Source organism: Nocardia albiluteola (genome assembly GCF_018860155.1).
Taxonomy (GTDB): Bacteria; Actinomycetota; Actinomycetes; order Mycobacteriales; family Mycobacteriaceae; genus Nocardia; species Nocardia albiluteola.
Map to the genome: position 1 here is coordinate 463739 of NZ_JAHKNI010000005.1, position 20170 is coordinate 483908.

Annotated in this window: 17 protein-coding genes; 9 read left to right on the plus strand and 8 right to left on the minus strand. The window is 69.3% G+C overall.

Translation table 11 applies throughout. The features are described from left to right. Positions 1 to 253 precede the first annotated feature (253 nt). The 5 genes from KO481_RS17995 to KO481_RS18015 all read left to right on the plus strand — a co-directional run bounded on the left by KO481_RS17995 (position 254) and on the right by KO481_RS18015 (position 5975). Positions 254 to 2665, plus strand: coding sequence for an AAA family ATPase (locus KO481_RS17995; RefSeq protein WP_308166671.1), 2412 nt, complete (start codon positions 254 to 256; stop codon positions 2663 to 2665). Then, entirely contained in the window at positions 2650 to 3072 is a 423-nt protein-coding gene (locus tag KO481_RS18000; protein ID WP_215918300.1) for a hypothetical protein, read from the plus strand. The genes KO481_RS17995 and KO481_RS18000 overlap by 16 nt, the downstream gene beginning before the upstream one ends. Positions 3073 to 3407: 335 nt before the next feature. Beyond that, positions 3408 to 3818 carry a YchJ family protein gene (locus KO481_RS18005; protein WP_215918301.1) on the plus strand — a complete coding sequence of 137 codons (411 nt, stop codon included), beginning with the start codon at positions 3408 to 3410 and terminating at the stop codon, positions 3816 to 3818. 140 nt (positions 3819 to 3958) lie between these two features. Next, complete coding sequence (locus tag KO481_RS18010) at positions 3959 to 4231, plus strand: Rdx family protein (RefSeq protein WP_215918302.1); 273 nt, start codon at positions 3959 to 3961, stop codon at positions 4229 to 4231. A gap of 154 nt (positions 4232 to 4385) precedes the next feature. Then, positions 4386 to 5975, plus strand: coding sequence for a carboxylesterase/lipase family protein (locus KO481_RS18015; protein ID WP_215918303.1), 1590 nt, complete (start codon positions 4386 to 4388; stop codon positions 5973 to 5975). Here KO481_RS18015 and KO481_RS18020 read toward each other — a convergent pair. Beyond that, positions 5972 to 7288: a cytochrome P450 gene (locus KO481_RS18020; RefSeq protein ID WP_215918451.1), complete on the minus strand. Its 1317-nt coding sequence runs from the start codon at positions 7286 to 7288 to the stop codon at positions 5972 to 5974. The two genes, KO481_RS18015 and KO481_RS18020, sit on opposite strands and share 4 nt — an antisense overlap. A 236-nt stretch (positions 7289 to 7524) precedes the next feature. Between KO481_RS18020 and KO481_RS18025 the strand changes: the two genes are divergently transcribed. The 3 genes from KO481_RS18025 to KO481_RS18035 all read left to right on the plus strand — a co-directional run bounded on the left by KO481_RS18025 (position 7525) and on the right by KO481_RS18035 (position 9930). Continuing rightward, entirely contained in the window at positions 7525 to 8109 is a 585-nt protein-coding gene (locus KO481_RS18025) for a dihydrofolate reductase family protein (RefSeq protein WP_215918304.1), read from the plus strand. 14 nt (positions 8110 to 8123) lie between these two features. Then, positions 8124 to 8480 (plus strand): YciI family protein, encoded by a 357-nt coding sequence (locus KO481_RS18030; protein ID WP_215918305.1) that lies wholly within the window; start codon positions 8124 to 8126, stop codon positions 8478 to 8480. Between the two features lie 154 nt (positions 8481 to 8634). Next, positions 8635 to 9930: an RNA polymerase sigma factor gene (locus tag KO481_RS18035; protein WP_308166661.1), complete on the plus strand. Its 1296-nt coding sequence runs from the start codon at positions 8635 to 8637 to the stop codon at positions 9928 to 9930. Positions 9931 to 9935: 5 nt separating this feature from the next. Here KO481_RS18035 and KO481_RS18040 read toward each other — a convergent pair whose 3' ends face one another. From KO481_RS18040 to KO481_RS18070, 7 genes are all read right to left on the minus strand, one after another. Beyond that, entirely contained in the window at positions 9936 to 11264 is a 1329-nt protein-coding gene (locus KO481_RS18040) for a KamA family radical SAM protein (RefSeq protein ID WP_215918306.1), read from the minus strand. Between the two features lie 19 nt (positions 11265 to 11283). Next, a complete protein-coding gene (locus KO481_RS18045; RefSeq protein WP_215918307.1) occupies positions 11284 to 12693 on the minus strand; it encodes an amino acid permease in 1410 nt (469 codons plus the stop codon). Between the two features lie 18 nt (positions 12694 to 12711). Beyond that, positions 12712 to 13956 carry an ATP-grasp domain-containing protein gene (locus tag KO481_RS18050; protein WP_215918308.1) on the minus strand — a complete coding sequence of 415 codons (1245 nt, stop codon included), beginning with the start codon at positions 13954 to 13956 and terminating at the stop codon, positions 12712 to 12714. After that, positions 13932 to 15218, minus strand: coding sequence for an MFS transporter (locus KO481_RS18055; RefSeq protein ID WP_215918309.1), 1287 nt, complete (start codon positions 15216 to 15218; stop codon positions 13932 to 13934). The genes KO481_RS18050 and KO481_RS18055 overlap by 25 nt, the downstream gene beginning before the upstream one ends. Further along, positions 15208 to 16266 carry a GNAT family N-acetyltransferase gene (locus KO481_RS18060; protein ID WP_215918310.1) on the minus strand — a complete coding sequence of 353 codons (1059 nt, stop codon included), beginning with the start codon at positions 16264 to 16266 and terminating at the stop codon, positions 15208 to 15210. Before KO481_RS18060 ends, KO481_RS18055 begins: the two co-directional genes overlap by 11 nt. Before the next feature lie 622 nt (positions 16267 to 16888). Further along, positions 16889 to 17605, minus strand: a complete 717-nt coding sequence (locus KO481_RS18065; RefSeq protein WP_215918311.1) for a TIGR03089 family protein — start codon at positions 17603 to 17605, stop codon at positions 16889 to 16891. Then, entirely contained in the window at positions 17593 to 19059 is a 1467-nt protein-coding gene (locus KO481_RS18070) for an LCP family protein (protein WP_215918312.1), read from the minus strand. Before KO481_RS18070 ends, KO481_RS18065 begins: the two co-directional genes overlap by 13 nt. 126 nt (positions 19060 to 19185) lie before the next feature. Between KO481_RS18070 and rfbD the strand changes: the two genes are divergently transcribed. Continuing rightward, positions 19186 to 20031, plus strand: coding sequence for a dTDP-4-dehydrorhamnose reductase (gene rfbD / locus KO481_RS18075; protein WP_215918313.1), 846 nt, complete (start codon positions 19186 to 19188; stop codon positions 20029 to 20031). Positions 20032 to 20170: the final 139 nt, after the last annotated feature.

Genomic DNA, 20170 nt, shown 5'->3' on the forward strand with positions numbered 1-20170 from the left:
GAGCCGCCCGGCAACGGGCGCATTCCGTGGAACTGCCCGGCCGGGGACGGCCGAGGGGTGGACATCGGGCGGATCAACCCGCTCGATGGCCATGAGCACCCCGACCGGGCCGGTTTCCCGGTCGACCATTCTTTGATTCGATACTGCATTGTTCCGGCGGCGGCACAGCTCCCGCGCATCGGGTAGCGTTCGGCACGGCGGTCGGTCCGCACCGCGCACGTGGCGAACGCAGAGGGAGCGGCAATTGGGGGACGTGTCGATCGCGGCCGCGCCGCACCTATCCGATCTGGTGCGACGCCGTCTGGACAACGATCCGGCGATCACACCGGAGGTGGCCGCGACCGTGCTGGCGGCGCTGGGGGCCGAGCCGGATCGCTGGACGGGGCCGGGTATCGACGGGATCTTCCTGCGCGCCATCAGGGTTCGCGGCTTTCGCGGCATCGGTCCCGAGGCCGAACTGCGCCTGGAGCCGGGGCCTGGGCTCACGCTCGTGGTGGGGCGCAACGGATCCGGCAAGTCGAGCTTCGCTGAGGCCGCCGAGCTGGCGCTGACCGGCGTCACCCGCCGCTGGGCGGGCCGCGCGGCGGTCTGGCGCGAGGGCTGGCGAAATCTGCACGACGGCAATACATCCCGCATCGAACTCGAGCTCACGACCACGGGATCCGACGGCCCACTCCACATCACCCGGCAGTGGCCCGCCGACGTGGATCTGAGCGGCGGGGTCTGGACGCAGCGGCGAAAGGACGACGAGCCCACCGAATTCCGGGCCGAGCGCTGGGCGCGAGCGCTGGAGTTGTACCGCCCGTTCCTGTCCTACAGCGAGCTCGGCGCGCTGGTCGACGGCCGCCCCAGCGATCTGTTCGACGCGCTGCACCGGCTGCTGGGCCTGGACGATCTGACCGCCGCCCAGGACCGCACCCGGGCCCGTCGCCTCGAATTGGAGCGTGCGGCACGGCAATCGCGCGATGAGCGCCAGGCCCTGCTGACCGCGCTGGACACGGTGGCCGACGATCGTGCCGCGCGCGTCGCGGAGTTGTTGCGGTCCCCGGAACCGGATCTGGCCGCGATCGGCCGCGAGCTGTCCGGCGCCCGGCACGATCCGGTCGGCGCGACGGCGCTGCAGGCGATACTGCGGCTGCGGCTGCCCGCGAGGGCGGACGTCGAGGCGGCCGCGTCGGACGTGCGGGCCGGGACGGCCGGGCTGGCCGCGCAGACCACCGGCGATTCGGAGGCCGAACTCCGCGTCCTGCAACTGCTTCGGCAGGCCCGGGCCCACGTCGACGCCGACGGCGGCGAGGCGTGCCCGTGCCCGGTCTGCGGCCGCGGGGCGCTGGATCGGGAGTGGCTGCGCGAGACCGACACCCAGATCGCCCGCCTGACCGCTCGTGCGGCCGCACTCACCGCGGCCCGAGAGGCGCTGATACACGCGGTGGCCCGGGCGCGGGCACTGGTGCATCCCGTGCCCGCGGAATTGACCACCCCGCCACCCGAGGTGCCGAGCGTGGACACCGGCCCGGCCCGGCAGAGCTGGTCCGCCTGGGCCGAGCTGGCCCACGGCCGGGCGGGCGGAGACTTCCCGGATCGACTCCGCGCGTCCCACTCCGACGCGCTCGCGGGCCTGACCGCGCTGCGGGCCTGTGCCCGAAAGGAATTGGACCGTCTCGATGCGGTCTGGACCCCGCTGGTTCCGCGCATCGCCGCCTGGCTGGGCGATGCGCGCGCGGTCGCGGACGCGGATTCCGAGCTGCGCACCGTGCGGCGCGCCGAGGACTGGCTCAAGGCCGCGGCCGCGGGCCTGCGCGACGAACGCATGGCCCCGCTGGCGCAGCACGCCCGCAACATCTGGCGCGGGCTGCGCCAGCAGAGCAACGTCGACCTGGGCGTCATCCGGTTGCAGGGCAACGCCGGATCGAGCCGGAAGGTGCTGCTGGACGTCACCGTCGACGAGACCGGCGGCACCGCGCTGGGTGTGATGAGCCAGGGCGAACTACACGCGCTGGGGCTGTCGCTGTTCCTGCCACGCGCCACTGTTCCGGAGAGCCCGTTCGGATTCGTCGTCATCGACGATCCGGTGCAGGCGATGGATCCAGCCAAGGTGGACGGCCTGGCCCGGGTGCTGGCGGCCGCGGCGCGCAGCGGGCGGCAGGTGGTGGTGTTCACCCACGACGAGCGCCTGGCCGAGGCGGTACGCCGGCTGCGCCTGGGCGCCACGGTGCTGGACGTGCAGCGCCGCGAGCGATCGGCGGTGGAGGTGCGGGTGGCGGAGGATCCGGTGCGCCGCTACCTCAGCGATGCCAACGCGCTGCTGCGCACCAAGCAGCTGCCGCGCGCGATCGCCGCCGAACTCGTGGTCACCTGCTGTCGTTCGGCGATCGAGGCCGCGGCCCTGGCCCGGTCGCGCCGCGGCCTGCTCGCGGACGGCGTCGATCATCGCGAGGTGCAGCGCCGCGTCGATGCCGCGCGCACGACGTGGGAGAAGGTGTCGCTGGCCATCTTCGGCGATCCCGACCGGGTCGACGATCTGAACGATCTACTCGACCGCGACGCGCCGTGGGCGCGCGCGGTGGTGCGCGATGCCGCGGCGGGCGCGCACATCCGTATCGAGCGGGGGACGGGCGAATTGATCTCGGGGACACGGAAATTCGTCAAATGGCTCGATCCGTAGCCCCGACCGTCGCGGAGCGCTTGGCGGCCGCCGACGGCCTGCTGCGCGGCACGGTGACCGACGCGGGCGGGCTGTGGTCGCGCGCGGCGGTGTGGATTCTGCGGCTGGCGCTGGAGCAGTCGCTGGATCAGCTGTGGTCGACGGTGGCGCCGCCGCTGGCCCGCTGCAGCATGCGGGCCCAGCTGCTGGCGCTGGACACCTACGCCGGTCGCGACACCTCGGCCCGGATCTCGGCGCTGTGGGCGACGCTGTCTCGGGTGGGGCATCACCAGGACTACGAGCTGCCCCCGACCGTGGTCGAGCTGCGCGGCTGGTACGACGAAACCGCTCGGCTCGCCGACGAATTGGCGGCACTCGGCGCGCAGGATATGGCTACGGGCAAGCAAATACAGACTGGTCGGTCATAAATGCTCCGTATATCCGGTGATTTCGGGCCAATTAGGTCGAATACCAGTACTAACTCCGAGATTTCACCGATGCGCACCGCGTGTGGACAGTACTGTGTGCTTGCTGCGCGGTTTGCGGCATGAATGCGGTGGTACACGGTCAGGTTTCATCTGTCTCGATGAAAGAGAGCTGCATCATGAATCTGGGAACGCTCGGTCTGCTCAACACCGGTTCGGCGTTGGTGGCCAACGCCAGCGCCGCGTTGATCAATGTCATCAGCCTGCTCGGAATGCTGTAAGAGTTCGTCGGTGAACCGGGCGGTCCTCCGGGGCCGCCCGTATCCGATAATCGAACGATGCATATCGGGGATGGTCGGCGGACGGATGACGATCGGTGTCCCTGCCGCAGCGGTGAAGTCTTCGGGCAGTGCTGCGGCCCGCGCCTGGACGGATCCCGCCCGGCGCCGACCGCCGAGACCCTGATGCGTTCCCGGTACACCGCGTTCGCCGTCGGGGACGCCGCCTATCTGCTCGAGTCCTGGCATCCCCGCACCCGGCCCGCCCGGGTGGACCTCGATCCCGGGCAGCGCTGGATGATGCTGGAGATTCTGCGCACCGAATCCGGCGGACCGTTCGACGACACCGGCGTCGTCGAGTTCCGCGCCCACTATCGCGATGCGGGCGGCCGCGGCTCGCTGCACGAGTGCAGCAGATTTGCCAAGGTCGACGGCGCATGGCGCTATCTGGACGGTGATGTCGCGATGTAACGATTCGACTGCGGCTCCACGAGGTTGTTGCCCGTCCCGGTCGCCGCAAATACCGTTCGAAGAAGTAACGGCCTGAGGAAGCGGAGGATTTGCTGACAATGAGCTCCTTGGCATAATCCGGGCCGACGTAGGGTTCGGACATGTCACGAGTCGCGATCGAGTACTGCACCCAATGCCGCTGGCTGCTGCGAGCGGGCTGGATGGCTCAGGAACTGCTGAGCACCTTCGGCACCGAACTGTCGGAGGTTGCGCTGATCCCGGGGGCCGGGGGAGTCTTCCGCATCACACTCGAGGGCGAGCAGATCTGGGAACGCAAGTCCGACGGCGGGTTCCCCGATATTGCGTTACTCAAGCAGCGCGTGCGCGACCGGATCGATCCGAACCGGGACCTTGGTCACATCGATCGGGACTGACGCCCGCCGCGGATCCAACCTCGCTGTCGGACAATGTCTCGGACGTACTCTCGTTGTAGAGAGTGTGAGGAGGTGCCGAAGCCATGAGTGAGCGAATCAAAAGCGCAGCCACTCTAGTGGTCATGCTGGAGCCGAGCGCCAGCGAGGCGGAAGCATGAGCACTACAGAGTTTGCCTCCGGGTTGGTTACTCATGACCCCGCCCTCGTCGTACGGACCACCGCGGGAGCGGTGCGCGGTCTGAGCGACGGTTCGGTGTACATCTGGCGCAGCATCCCCTATGCGGCCCCGCCGTCGGGTCCGAAACGATTCAGCCGCCCGCAGCCGCCCGCGGCCTGGGAGGGGGTGCGCGACTGCACCGAATTCGGCGAGATCGCCCCGCAGACGATGGGCACGATGGTGCCGGTCGATTCGGGATTGCGGATGGGTGAGGACTGCCTGTGGGTGAACGTCTGGGCGCCCGCGGGGCCTGGTACAACCGGCACAATCGCCGGCGACGAGCCGCGCCCGGTGATGGTGTGGCTGCACGGCGGCGCCTACTGCCTCGGTACCGCGGCGCAGTCCATCTACGACGGCCGCAAGCTCGTCGAGACCGGCGGGGTTGTCGTGGTCGGCGTGAACTACCGCCTCGGCGCGCTGGGCTTCCTGGACCTATCCTCGCTGGGACACGATTTCGTGCCGAATCTGGGTCTGCACGACCAGATCGCCGCCCTGGAATGGGTGCGCGACAACATCGCCGGATTCGGCGGCGACCCGGGCAATGTGACCGTGTTCGGCGAGTCCTCGGGGGGCGGCTGCGTCACCGCCCTGCTCACCTCGCCCCCGGCCGCCGGGTTGTTCCATCAGGCCATCGCCCAGAGTCCGCCGGCCACCACGGTTTTCGGACCCGAGCGGGCCGCGGGTGTCGCGCGGCGCTTCCTGGAACTGCTGGAGTTACCGCCGCAGCGCGCGCACGAGCTGCTCGAGTGCCCGCTGGAGCGGATCGTCGACGCGGCCGGAATCCTGCTCGACGAGGTGCCGTTGCAGTCGCCGGGCCGGCTCGCCGCCGCGCCGGTAGTGGACGGTGAGCTGCTGCCCACCTATCCCGCTGACCGCTTCCAGGAGGGCCGCTCGCATCGGGTGCCGCTGATGATAGGCACCAACCGGGACGAGGCCTCGCTGTTCCGCCTGTTCCGCTCGCCGATCATGCCGGTGACCCCGGATGCGGTGAACGCGATGCTGAACGGCGTCGCCGCCGACCATCCGGAGCTGTCTCCCGAGCGGATCGCCGAGATCACCTCGGCCTATCCGGATCTGAGCACATCGCGCGGGGCGCTGGCGATGTCGACCGACGCCGCGTTCCGGATGCCCTCGCACTGGGTCGCCGACGCGCACTCCCGGCACACCCGCACCTGGATGTACCGATTCGATCAGGCCACCCCGATGCTGAAGGCGGCCCGGGTCGGCGCCGGGCACGCCACCGAATTGCCGTATGTCTTCGGCAATTTCGGCACCCTCAATCACGACCCGACATTCTGGCTGGGCGGGCGCAAGACGGCGATGGAGATCTCGGGCCGGATGATGCGCCGCTGGCTGGCTTTCGCGGAGCACGGTGTGCCCGCGGCGCTGGACGGCTCCAAGCATTGGCCGCCCTACCGCGAGGCCACCCGCACCACGCTGGTGATCGATGCCGTCGACCACGTCGTGGACGACCCCGACCACAACCTGTACACCGCCTGGGGCGATCAGGTCGTCGGCTTCAGCTAGGGCGTGTTCGCCTCGAGCCGCGCTGCGTGTTCGGCGCGGCGCCCGAGCGCCACCGGCATGTGGCTGTAGCCGCGCAGCGTGAACAGCGGCCGCCGGCGCGGCGGCCCGGCCAGCGTCAGGTCGGGGAAGCGCTCGAACAGTGCGCGCAGGGCGTGCACGGCCTCCATCCGGGCCAGGCTCGCGCCGAGGCAGGCGTGGATGCCCGTGGAGAAGGTCAGATGTTCCTTGGCGTTGGCGCGGGTGATGTCGAAGGTGTTCGGATTCTCGAATACCTTCGGATCGCGGTTCGCGCCCGCCAGCGACAGCGCGACCATGACGCCCTCGCGCAGCCGGATGCCCGCGTACTCAACCTCTTTCAGGGTGGCGCGGGCGGTGTTCTGCACGGGTGCGTCGAAGCGGAGCACCTCCTCGACGGCGTTGGGCCACAGCTCGGGCTCCTCGCGCAGGCGGGCCAGCTGCTCCGGATGCGCGAGCAGTTGCACGATGGCGTTGCCGATCAGGTTGACGGTGGTCTCGAAGCCCGCGCCCATCAGCAGGCTCGCGGTGGCCTTGAGCTCGTGGTCGTCGAGTTCGCCCGAGCTGACCAGGGTGGACAGGATGTCCTCGCCGGGCGTGGCGCGCAGGCGGGCCAGGTGCGCCTCGGCGTAGTCGTTCATCTCGTATATGGCGGCGACCGCGTCGCGGTAGTAGCCCCACGGGAGCCCGGTGTCCAGCAGCGGTGTCATGGCGTCGCCCCACCCCAGGAAGAGGTCGCGCGCGTCGTCGGGGAAGCCCAGAATCTCCGAGATGATCGCGATCGGCACCTGGGCGGCGTAGTCGGACACCAGATCCGCCGAACCGCCGGCCGGCAGCGCGCCGAGCAGCTCCTCGGTGACGGTCTCCACGCGGTCGCGCAGCCGTCCGATCGCCCGCGGCGTGAACGCCGCCGAGACCGGCCGCCGCATCCTGCTGTGCGCCGGCGGGTCGATGACCAGCATGGAGGGCGGCTCGACCGGATTGGGCGGCAGCGGCGCGCGGTCGCGCAGGCGCTGCATCGGCCGCGGCAGATCCATATTCTCCGCCGCGCGCACACCCATGTCGCTATCGCGCAGCATCGCCCGGCACAGCTCGTGTTCGACGGTGACCCAGGCCAGGGGGCTGCGAATCAGCGGCCCGCGGGCGCGGATGGATTCGATCACCGGGTACGGGTCGGCGGCGACCGCGGGATCGCCGAACAGCTGGGCCAGCGGATCCCCGCGGCGGGCATACGCCTTCATCGCCAGGCGCGGCACACCCTGCGCCGACATCCACCGAAACCAGTATCGCGGCTTCATCGTTATCCCCATGTCGTCTCATCCCGGTCGTTATCCACCGTACGCAGGCACGCCACGCGCGGAAACGTCCCGCGGTCGGAGCCTCCCCCCTACCGGGGTAGGACACACCGGAGACTCGGCGGTGTGAGCCAGTTCACAAGATAATCGTCTCGATCGTGTCGAATTCACGTGACGCCGTTCGAGGTGTAGGCGAGGGTCCGCACGGGCCCGTTCACTACGACAGACAGGACAGGGTGATGCGCAAACTGGTTGCGTTCGAACACATGACGCTGGATGGGTACGTGGCCTCGAACGAGGGGGCGGGTTTCGAAGCTATCGGATTCACCCACCGGGCCTACAGTGACGAGCTCAGCGACTACGGTGACGCGCACATCCGTGCCGATGTCGGCACCGCGGTATACGGGCGCGAGACATTCGTGGGGATGCGCGAATACTGGTCGGCGGTGCCGCAGAACCCCGATGCCACCCCGCACGAGCGGGCGCACGCCGCCTGGGTGAACACCGTGGAGAAGATCGTCTTCTCCACGACACTGGAGACGGCCGGCTGGAACAACGCCCGCGTCATCGGCTCCGATGTCGCGGCGCAGGTGCATGCGCTGAAGGCGGGGCCGGGCGAGACGATGATGATCTATGCGAGCCCGACGCTGGTGCACTCGTTCGTCGATTTGGGCCTGATCGACGAATTCCGGATCGTGGTGCACCCGGTGATCCTCGGCGGCGGCACGCCGCTGTTCCTCGACAAGACGAAACTCGACCTGGATCTGGTCGAATCGAAGGCGTTCGCCTCCGGCGCGGTCTACCTCCGCTACCGGATCGCGTGAAAGGGAGTACGACGATGCGTTCCATGGTTCTGATCCGGCTCGATCCCGCGCTCGCCCCCGAGGGCGGCCCGGACGAGGCGCTGATGTCTCAGATGGGTGAGCTGATCGAGGAGATGACCAAGGCCGGTGTGCTGCTGGACACCGCCGGGTTCCGGTCGACCGAGGAGTCGACCCGGATCCAGCAGTCCAAGGGTGTGCAGACCGTGATCGACGGCCCGTTCACCGAGTCCAAGGAGATCATCGGCGGCTACTGCCTGCTGCAGACCCGCACGAAGGAGGAGGCGGTGGAGTGGGCGTCGCGGTTCCTGCGGATCCACGGCCCGGAATGGGAGATCGGGGTCGAGGTGCGGGAGATCGACGAGCCCGCGTGAGGGAGCTTCGGGCGAATCACGGACCGGGGCGCCCCGCTCACGCCGGGCGCGGGGCAGGCCTGCACGAGTGCGGTGAGCGAGCAAGTGTCGCAGCCCGTTTCGCGGCGTGCGCACAGGCGCAGGGTCCGTGCGGCGCGGGCGTGAGCCGCGACCTGTGAGCGGCGCGAAGCAGGGCCGGTCGCAGGCCGCGGCGGGCGAGGGTGTGGCTCGGCGCGCGGTGGAGGCGTCCTGGCGCATCGAATGGCCCCGGCTGGTTGCCGGTCTCACCCGCGTGACGGGCGATATCGCGACCGCGGAGGAACTGGCCCAGGACGCGTACGTGGCGGCGCTGGAGCAGTGGCCGCGCGACGGGGTGCCGCCGAATCCGGGCGGCTGGCTCATGCTCACCGCGAAACACCGTGCCCTCGATCGGATCCGGCGCGACGGCGTCTTCGCCCGCAAGCTGGCGCTGCTCGGTCACGACCTGCTGACCGAGCAGCAGCCGGGGCCGGACGAGCTTGCGTCGCAGGACGATCCCCTCGAGGACGACCTGCTACGGATGATCTTCACCGCCTGCCATCCGGTGCTGTCCGCCCCGGCGCGGGCCGCGCTGACGCTGCGGATGGTGGGCGGCCTCACTACCGCGGAGATCGCCCGCGCCTATCTCGTGTCGGAATCTACTGTGGCGCAACGGATCGTGCGGGCCAAGCGCACGATCGCGGCCGAGGCAGTTCCCTACGAGGTGCCACGGGACGCGGAGCTGACCGCCCGGCTCGACTCGGTGCTCGAGGTGATCTACCTGATCTTCAACGAGGGCTATTCGGCCACTTCCGGGGCCGACTGGGTGCGCGCCGAACTCTGCGAGGACGCGGTGCGCCTGGCGCGCATCCTGGCCGGGCTGCTGCCCGACGAACCGGAGGCGCACGGCCTGGCCGCGCTGCTGGAGCTGCAGGCCTCCCGGATCCGGGCCCGCGGCGCAGCTGGCGGCGAGGTGGTGCTCCTGGCCGACCAGGACCGCGCCCGCTGGAACGGCCTGGCCATCCGCCGTGGCTTCGCGGCCCTGGGCCACGCGCACGCCCTGAACCGCCGGCGCGCCCTGCTCCCGGGCCGCTACACCCTGCAGGCCGCCGTGGCCGCCGCCCACGCCATGGCCCCGACCCCCGCGGACACCGACTGGCGCCGCATCGCCGGCCTGTATGCCGTTCTGGCGCAACGCTTCCCGTCCCCCATCATCGAACTCAATCGGGCGGTAGCCGTCGCCATGCTGCACGGCCCCGCCGCCGGCCTCGAACTGGCCGACGCGGTAGCCCAACCCCTGGGCGACTACCACCTCCTGCACGCCGTCCGCGCCGACCTCCTGACCCGCCTGGGTCGCACTGCCGAGGCCCGAGCCGAATTCACCCGTGCCGCCGAACTGACCCACAACGACGCCGAACGCGCTCTACTGCTGCGCCGAGCTTCCGAGTCATAGCGCGCTCACGCGCGTCGACCCAAGCTGTCCAGCATGGGTTCGGCACCGGCCGTCATTACCGGATCGTTTGGGCGCCCGGGAATCTCACTGCCCAACGCGGGCTCGAGGTCGTCGAACCAGTGTGCGCCGGGGTCGTATCGCGCGAAGAACTGGTGGCCGACCAGTTTCGGGTCGCGTGCCTGGAGCAGGCGCAGCGCGAAGACCTGTTCACCGTGCACGACCGGGGCGCCGTCGAGCACGACCTTGCCGATAGTGGTCGACATCACCGGGCCGCGGGCGGTGCGAGCCAGCCCCGAGACCTGCGAGACGGCGTCCACGTAGATGCGCAGGGCACGCGCCAGCGGCACCTCGAAGTAGCTGCGCGCGCCGGTGTCCCGCTCGACGAACATGTAGTACGGGATGATCCCGGCCACCACGCAGTGCTGCCACAGTTGTGCCCATGTGTCGGCGTCGTCGTTGACGTGCGCGACCAGCGGGGCCTGGGACCGGATCACGGCGCCGGTGTTCCGCACCCGTGCGATGGCCCGCTGCACCGCCGTGGTCTGCAGTTCCCGCGGATGGGAGAAGTGGGCCATCACCGCCACGTGCCGTCCTGCCGCGACGCACTGCTCCAGCAGGCGGAGCAGGTCGTCCGCATCGGGGTCGGTGGTGAAGCGGGCGGGCCAATACGACAGTGCTTTGGTCCCGAATCGCAGGGTGGCGACGTGCTCGAGATCGGTCGCGAGGAACGGCTCGATCCAGCGGCGTAATACGCCGGTGCGCATGATCATCGGGTCGCCACCGGTGAACAGCACATCCGTCACCTCCGGATGCCGGCGCAGGTATCCCGCCATGCGGTCCGGGGCCGATAGCGCCTGCCGGGTCTCCGTGCCGACGAATTGCGCCCAGCGGAAACAATATCCGCAGTAGGCATGGCAGGTCTGTCCCTGAGACGGGAAGACAAGCACCGTTTCCCGGTATTTATGTTGCAGGCCGAGAACCGGATGCCCGTCCAGAACCGGCACGTTCTCCTGGATCTGACCACCGGGATGCGGATTCAATGTGTGTCGCGCCGTCGCGGCCGCTTTGGTGAGCACATCGCGCGAGGCGCCCGCAGCCAGCAGCTCCGCCACAGAGGTGAACACGGTGGGCGGCAACATATCTCGATGTGGGAAGGTCAAACGGAAGATCGGATCGTCGGGTACGGCCGACCAGTCGATGAGCTCGTCGGCAACATAGTCGTTGACCCGGAAGGGCAGCACGGCCGACACGACCCGCAGGTCCCGCAGATAGTCGTCGGGCAGCCCACGGCGCCGTGCCAACTCTTCGAGCCGGTCTCCGGTAAAGAGCTTCATGGAGCTTCTCCTGAAATCGTTAGTCGTCACGCGGCGCTTCGGCTGTCACCGCGAGCATTTTCGGGGAGCGTCGCCGCTGCTGAACGACGCCCGCGACAACGGCGATGCCGGTGACGGTGAGCGTCAGCACGAGCGGCCTCCGGGTGCTGCCGGTGAACGCCATCCCCGCGATCACGACGACCAGCACGAGGCCGACCGCGTAGGACAGGTACGGCGCACCCCACATCCGAACGGTCAGCGTCGCAATCTGTTCCGGCGTCCGGCAGCGGCGGCTGCGGATCTGCGTCGCGCAGATACACAGGTAGACCACGACCGCGATGGACCCCGACGAGCTCAGCAGGAAATTGAATACGGTGCCGGTGGGCAGGAAGTAATTCGCCACCACGGCAAGGAATCCGGCGCTGGATGCGGCCAGCACACCGGCAACCGGTACCCCGGCGCGGTTCGTCCGACGCAGCAGCCGGGGTCCCTCACCCCGTTGTGCCAGCGAATACAGCATCCGTGAGGAGGCATACAGCCCCGAGTTCAGGCACGAAAGCACCGCGGTGAGCACGATCAGATTCATGATGGTCTTCGCGCCGGGAATACCCAGCAGGTTCAGGACCGCGGCGTAGGGGCTCTCGGTGACCTGCGCCGAATTCCATGGCAGGAGCGTGACAATGACGAAAACGGAGCCGACGTAGAAGAGCAGAATTCGCCCGGCCACACTGCGCATGCTCGTACGGATCTCCCGCGCCGGATCTTTCGCCTCACCGGCGGCGATGGTCACCAGCTCGGTACCGAAGTACGAGAAGAACACCGTCAGCGCCGCGGTCAGGAGCACGGTGTACCCCTTTGGGAACAATCCTCCGCGCCCGAGCAGATTCGTCGTTCCGGGTGCAGGACGATCGGGGAACAGGCCGGCGATCGCTGCGATGCCGATGCCGATGAACACCACGATCGCGGTGACTTTGATCAGCGCGAACCAGAATTCGAATCGTGCGAAGGAGCTCACCGCGGCCAGGTTCACCGCGGTCAGCGCGCTCATGAAGAGCAGTGCGTAGAACCATGTCGGTGGCCCGGGAAGCAGTTGGCGCGCGATGGCCGCGCCGGCGATCGACTCGAAAGCGACTGTGATGCACCAGTGATAGGCGTAGACCCACCCGACGGACAGACCCGCCCAGGTGCCCAGTTCCCGGGACGCATGGCTGGAGAACGAGCCCGTCTCGGGGTTGGCGGTGGCCAGCTCGGCCAGCATGCGCATCACCAGGATCACCACGATGCCGGTCAGCAGGTAGACCAGCACGATTCCCGGACCTGCTGAGGAGATCGTCTTTCCGCTGCCGACGAACAACCCGGCGCCGATGACGCCGCCGATGCCGATCATCGTCAGCTGCCGAGTGTTGATACCGGGCCGCAGCTTCCCCGAGTTCTGAGGTGAGATGGACATTTTGTTCTTCTTTCACGCTCACCGTGGTTGTGGCTCGGGCAGTTCCGCAGTGAATTCGGCGGTGGCACAGTCCATTCGGAACCCGGACAGGGTGGACGTGATGGCCGCGGCGACGGTGTGCGAGCTGTCGCCGCGGAATCGGAAACTCGCGCCGATGCCGACGTAGCCTTCCGTCTCGGTGATCGCATGTCCGACAGTCGGTATCGCACTGTGGTAGGGGGCATGATCCGGCGCGACATCGAGCCGAGCGGTTGTCACCATGCACGGCGGACGGACGCGCGGGCGTACCAGGAGTTGGCCCGCCACTGGTCCGTCCGGTAGCGGACGTGCTGCCGGGCGTCGCCCCATCTGAATGTCGATCGCCGTGCCGACCAGGTCGTATCCGTGCACCTCGCGCCACAGATGGGTGGCCTCGGCCCCCGGAATCCGGCCTGCGACCTCGAGCAGCTGCAGACGCGGCGCATCGGCCGGTCCGAGAAAGAGTTCGAGATGGAACACCGTCGGCACACCGGTGCTCAGCGCCGTGAGTACCGCACTCGCGAATGTCGCAAGTTGCTCGTTCAGTGAGTGATCGTCGATATCGACTGTGCCCCAGCTGTGTTCGCCGTTGGCGAAGTCCAGGCAGCTGTGGATGTACCGGGAACCCCGCCAGGGCCCGAGTTCGGAGCCGGTCCAGACCCCGTCGATGGATCCGGTCTCGTCGGGGCAGAAGCGCTGGACGAGAAAGGGTTCGCCGTCCAGATCCGAGAGGCCGGCGAGATCGGCGGGGGCGGAAAGCCGTACGATGCCCAGGCTGGCCGCGCCCAGCCGCGGCTTGAGAAGCACCGGAAACCCGTGCCGCTGAGCGAATTCCGCGACATCGTCGACCGAGTTCACGTTGCCGTACGCCGGCACCGGCACCCCGGATGCCGCGACCGTGTCGTACATGACCAGCTTGTCCCGGAACGGCAGCGCATGCGCTGGAAGATCGCCGGCGATGCCGAACTCCGCCCGCAGCTGCGCGGCCGTCAGCAGATCCGTTTCGCTGATCGCCACGAGGCGTTCGGGCACACCGTGACGACCGATGAGTCCGCGGACCGCGTCGTCGACCGGCTCGTGCCCGTCGAAGACCACGACCTCGGCCGCGGCGTGCCGCGGGATGCGATGGAGAACCTGTGCGGCGCAGACATAGGTCACGGTGTGGACGGTGTGATCGATGCGTTCGAGATACGGGGCGATGGGACCGCGAGAGCGGTGGATCACGAGGATGTGGGGACGGCGCATCGGTTGCTCCTGTCGAGTGTGTCGATTCGGCGATCGGTGCGGCCGAGCACACCGAGCCACACCAGTGCGGTGGACACCGCGACGAAGACCGCGGCGCCGACGAATACCGGGCGGGGATCGCCGCCGCTGACCCGGGTGAGCAAGCCGCTCAGCATCGTGCCCGCCACCGAGGCCGCGAGCACGAGCGACCGGGCCGTGCTGGTCACCCGGCCGAGCAACGCCCGCGGCACCACCCGCTGGCGCAGCGTCCGAATCACGACGACCACCACCATGCAGGCCCCCGCCAGCAGCGCGTTGGCGGCGGCCAGCCAGAGCACGCCGGGGGACAGGCCCACCAGCACCAGCCCGACGGCCATGAGCACCGTGCCCGTCAGGCAGGTCGCTATCGGCGACCGGCGCGGCCCGACCGCGGCCGCGAGGAGCGCACCGAGTGCCCCGCCGACCCCGCCCCCGGCCACCGCGAGACCCACCAGCACCGCGGATGCTCCGAGGCGTTCGCGGGCGAAGAACGGGATCAGCGTCTCGGCGCCGAGCCCGAGGGCGGTCGCCGTCTGCAGCAGCGTGATGCCCGCGACGACGGGTGAGGTCACCAAATACCGCAGTCCGTCCCGGAATTCGGCGCCTACGGAGCCGAAAACCCGCGCGCCGTGGATCGCCGGGTGCGCGGCGCTCACAGGCGGTGTGGCGCGGTCGAATTCCGCGGCCGGCATCCTGCGGTATGTCCGCCACACCGTCACCAGCGAGACCGCGAACGTCCCGGCATTGGCCAGCAACGCCGCCTGCTGGCCTGCCTGTGCCACCAGCACACCCACGGCGGCGGGACCGAGCACGAGCGAGAGCTGTCCGGAGGTCTCCAGAAATCCGTTGGCGCGCAGGAGCGGAGCTCCGGTGTACAGGTCGCGCACCGCAACGGTCAGTGCGGTCTCGAAGAACACCCCGGCCACCCCGGTGATGCAGGCGACGCCGAGGATCACCGCCACCGGACAGCCGTGCACCGCCACCGCGAGGGCCAGCAGCAGGAAGACCGTCATCCGCACCGCGTCCGCGGCGAGAAGCACCCGCCACGGATCGGCGCGATCCACCAGCGGACCCGCGGGCAGTCCGGCGATCAGATAGCCGATCGCGCGCGGCGCGGCGGCCAGCGCCGACAGCACCGCACTGCCGGTCAGCTGCAACACCAGCAGCGGAATGGCCAGGATGGCAAGACCGTCGCCGAGCAGCGAAACCGATTGGCCGAACAGGAACAGCCGGCTACCGTTCATCGCCCGTCACCGTCCACGTGTAGCCGGATAGCTGCTCCAGCCGGGAGCCGTGGTCGGTCTTCAGGCCCCACTCGAGGGTGCCGTAGTCGATGCGCTCGATGCCGCGCTCCAGCGCGGCCCGGACCTGCGTGTAGAAGAGCGTCACGAAGTAGGCGCCGTATGCCTCGGGCAGGTGTCCGCACCACAACTGCCGCAACGTGTTTCCGTTCCGCAGCCCGTGGGTGAAGCCGACGACCCGACCGGCCCGCAGCACCGCCGTCACCACGATGTCCTCGCGGGGGTAGTGCTCGAGCATCCGGTCCAGCGCCGCGGACTGGGTATCACGATCCGCCGCGGAGTTGTACTTCCGCAGCAGGTCGAGGCGCAGGTCCAGCACGTCGTCGCGGACATCGGCGAGGTCGACCTCGCCGACCGTCATATCCCTCTCCGCGAGGCGACGCAGCAGCCGCCCGATGCCCTTGCGGCGTGGGCGCGGCAGCTGCCCCAGATATTCGTCCATGCTGCCGAAGGTCACCGGGAGTACGCAGGTCGGATACAGCTCCACCGGACGCGCACCGTACTCGATCAGGGCTTGGCGCAGGAGTTCCTGCCGCTCCGGTATGTACAGAAACGACACCGACCGCGCTCCCTGCGCCGCGGCCCAGGCGTTCACGCTGTGCAGGGCTTCCCGCAGTATCGCGGGGTCCGACGCGCCGGAACCCGCTGCCGCGCAGGAGTATCCGGGCAGGGTCACCACTACCGACGGATACAGTGTCGCGGTGTCGGGCGCCGGTGCCGCGGCCGTGCGCGGCTCCGGCGACGGGAGGTCGCCGCGCAGCACGGCCGCAATGTCGAACCGGGCGTCCGAAGGCGGAGACTCCAGCCAGCGGGCATGCCATCCGACCCTCGGCTGTCCGTCCACCGAGACGATCAGCCACCGCGGTTCGCCCGGCAGCAGCGGCCCCATGGTCTCGAGCCAGCGGATCGACACGGTGTATTCGGGCACTTCCGCGGCGAGGCCGTCCCATTCGCGGGGGCGGAGGGTTGTGGCCCTCGAGTCGACACGCATAGCTCACCTACACATCACGGGGAGGGGTGCACCGAGAAGGGTCACCGAAATGCTTATATATCGATAGATGACGGCACTGTAATTTACGTGCCGTGAATCGCTGTACCGTACCGCTGACTAACGTAACATGCGTTCACCGCTGGGAAGGGCGCGGCGAGCGGAAAATTTTCGAATGCTGTATTCCTGCAAGCGGATACGAAGCTCAGGTGCTGGTACGGGGCGGCCGGCGGACTCGAGCCGCGGAAATTTGGGCCACCTTGCGGATATTTGCGACTGTCGCCGATCGACGCGCTCGGTGGTCCTTCGTCGAATCGAGAATGGTGCCTGCGTGAACGTCGTGCGCGCCGATGGATGAGGGTCGGTCCGATCACCCGCGGTGGTCGCGTCGCCACATTTCGAATCGAATGTGACGGCGTCCGCGCGGCGTGGTCGGTTCACAGCGGCCCGCCGCGTCGGCGGGCGCTATCGTCGCTGAGTTGGATCGGCCGACCTGCCCGTGAGCATCTGTACACCGAGCGATACCGGCCGATCCGTTTCCGCCTGGCGGCCGACGGGTGACAGGGCCGCTTCGACACTGTGTCCCGGACGCTCGCCGGTCCGGCGGTGTTGTGCCCGTTGAGGTTCAGGCGCGGACGTGGGTGACGCGTTCGGAACTGATGCGGTGTTCGTGTTTTGCAGGATCCGGATTGGCGACCTGAACCAGGGATGCGCCGGCCGCGTACACCGCGACCAGGCCATCGACGATCTTGGTGGGGGTGTCCCACGGCGTGCTCGACAGCACTCGGTCGGCGGCTGAAAATCCTTGGTGCGCAGCGGAGTCACGGGCCTGGGTCAGCACCTCGCCGACCGGCATGCCCGCCAGCGCGGTGCCGGCGCCCCCGGGATGGAACTGGTCGCCGTGGGCGCGCACCGAGGTGGCGAAGTCGGTGACGCCGATCGGCAGATCTCGCACCGGCATGCCCATCGGATCCAGTGACAGCGCCGCGACCTCGGCGACGCCGTCCACCTCGTCCAGCCGATCGGGGGTGACCAGGGCGAGTTCGGCGTCGTCGTCGGGGCGCAGCACCACCTCGACGCCTGCCCACCAGGCGCCCAGCAGGACCGCCGCGGTCTGCCAGTGCGCGGGCAGCAGCACCGCGACCCGGGCGCCGGGGATGAGGCCGAACTCGTCGCGAATCAGGTTGGCGGTCTTGGATGCCCAGTTGGCCAGGGTCAGGGCGGACAGTTCGATGCGTGCGCCGGTGGCATCGTCGTAGTAGGTGATGCGCGGGCCCGCGGGGTCGCGGTCCAGGATCGGATCCAGGATCGCGTCGGTGAGGGTCCGGGTCAGTTCACGCATTTCGGTCCGTTCTGGCCTGCGTCGATTGGGGGCGCGGGCGGCACCGGCGTCGCGGTGCCCGAGGCCGAGGTTCCCGACATGTCGAACAGCGGGCCCGCCGAGCCCGGACCAGAGTAGTCACCGGCCAGCACCACGCGCACGGCCCCCTCCGCCAGCCCCGGCTCGACCCGCGCCGGCAGCCCGCCCAGGGCCTTGGCCACCGCCGCCGCCCTCGGATCGGAGCTGCGCCCGGACGACACTCGGCTGGTCGATACCGGCCCGCCGATCCAGTTGTCCACCGTGCCGGTGCGGAAACCCTTGCCCGCCAACGCCTGTGCTACCCGCCGGGCCAGCCCGGCGGTCCCGCTGGCGTTGTAGATGTCCACGGTGATCGGGGTGGGGGCCGGGCCCGCAGCGGATCCGTCGATCAGCCCGGCCACGAACGAGCGGACCGCGGGGGGATCCACCCGCACCACCGACTGGCCGTTGTCGAGGATCGAGTTGAGGTCCTGCACCGGGATCGTCTGGAATTTCACCGTGCCGCCGGTGAGATCCCGCAGCTGCCGCAGGAACGACAGCACGTCCCAGTTGTCGTCGAGCACGATGGTGCGCCCGACCGCGGTGCTGAGCGCATCGAGCCGGGATGGGTCGGTGAGGATCTTCGCGCTGAGCGTCTGATGCACCAGCGAGGCCATGTACACCTGCTGGCGCACGATCCGATCCAGATCCCCGCGCGGCAGATCGTGGCGCTGGCGCACGAAGCTCAGCGCCTGCGGCCCGTTGAGGCGCTGCACGCCGGCCGGGAAGTCCGCGCCCGACAGCGGCTCGTCGACCGGATTGTTCAGGCACACCTCGACCCCGCCGACCGCGTCGGTGAGCAGCGCGAATCCGAGCAGCCCGACCTCGGCATAGTGGTCGACGGTGATGCCGGTCAGATTCGCCACGGTCTTGATCAGCACCTGCCGCCCGGCCCGGGTGGCCTCCTGTTCGGCGTCGGCGGCCGAAACCCCTTGGTTGACCAGCTTTTCCCGGGTCATCTCCTTGGTCGACCCGTAGGCCGAATTGATCTTGCCCATGCCGATTCCGGGAATGTCGACATACGAATCGCGGGGGATCGAGATGGCCGAGGCCGAGCGGCCGTCGTTGGGGATGCGCAGCAGCACGATGGTGTCGGTATTGGTGCCGACCTCGTCGCCGGCATGCAGCATCGCGCGCTCGCGGGGGGTGAGCGGATTGCCGTGCGCGTCGGTGCGGCTGTCGACGCCGACCATCAGAATGTCCGTCGCGCCGTCGCTGCGGCCGCCCAGGCCCAGGTCGCTGATCCGCTCGATGCCCGCGATCACCTTGTCGATGCTGTGCCAGCCGAATCCGGTGACGGCGAACACGACTGCGGCGACTGCGGCCGTCAGCAGCCGTGCGGGCCCGGCCTGAGTTAATCGGCGGCGGGGCGTCGTTGCGGTCCAGCTCTGCGGCAATGCTCCATTCCTTTCGGACCTGCCCGCGGAATTCGAAACACACGCATCCACCCCTGAGACGAGGCTAGTCAACGCGGCCGCATACACCCCTGAACCACCGCTGGCCCGGCGTGCCAGACTGGCCGCGTGGGACGACTTGTCGTGACGGGCGCGGGCGGGCAGCTCGGCCGGGCGGTGCGCGCGCTGGCGCCGCGGGCGCTGGCACTGAATCGCGAGGAACTGGACATCACCGACGACGCGGCGGTCCGCGCGGTGCTGTCCTCCGGAGACGTGGTGCTCAACTGCGCCGCCTACACCGCCGTCGACGACGCCGAGACCGATGCCGCGGCGGCGTTCGCGCGCAACGAGACCGGGCCCGGCGTGCTCGCGGCCGCCTGTACCGCGGTGGGCGCCACGCTGATTCACGTCTCCACCGACTACGTCTTCGACGGCACCGGCGACCGGCCCTACGAGCCCGGCGATCCGACCGGACCGACCACCGTCTACGGCCGCTCCAAGCTGGCCGGTGAGCGCGCGGTGCTGCGCGCGGCGCCGGGCGCGCACATCGTGCGTACCGCCTGGGTGTACACCGGCGATCGGCGCGATTTCGTCGCCACCATGCGCCGGCTCGAGCGCGAGCGCGACACGGTGAGCGTCGTCGCCGATCAGATCGGCTCGCCCACCTTCGCCCCCGATCTGGCCGCGGGCCTGCTGGAACTGGCGGACCGGGCGGGCGACGGGGAGGTCCCCGCGATCCTGCACGCCACCAACGCCGGTGCGGCCAGCTGGTTCGAACTTGCCCGCGCGGTATTCGCCGGTATCGGCGCCGATCCCGAGCGGGTGCGCCCCTGCACCAGTGCGGAATATCCGAGTTCCACACCGCGCCCGGCATATTCGGTGCTGTCGAATAGTGCCTGGGCCGCCGCCGGTCTCACCCCGCTGCGCGATTGGCGGCTCGCGCTCGACGACGCGCTCATGCCTCCACCTCGCTAGCGCTCGGCTCCGGCACGAGCGCGATGGCGGCAGTGCCTATTTCGCTCGCTTCGCTCGCCGGGCCTCCACCTCGCTAGCGCTCGGCTCCGGCATGAGCGCGATGGCGGCAGTGCCTATTTCGCTCGCTTCGCTCGCCGGG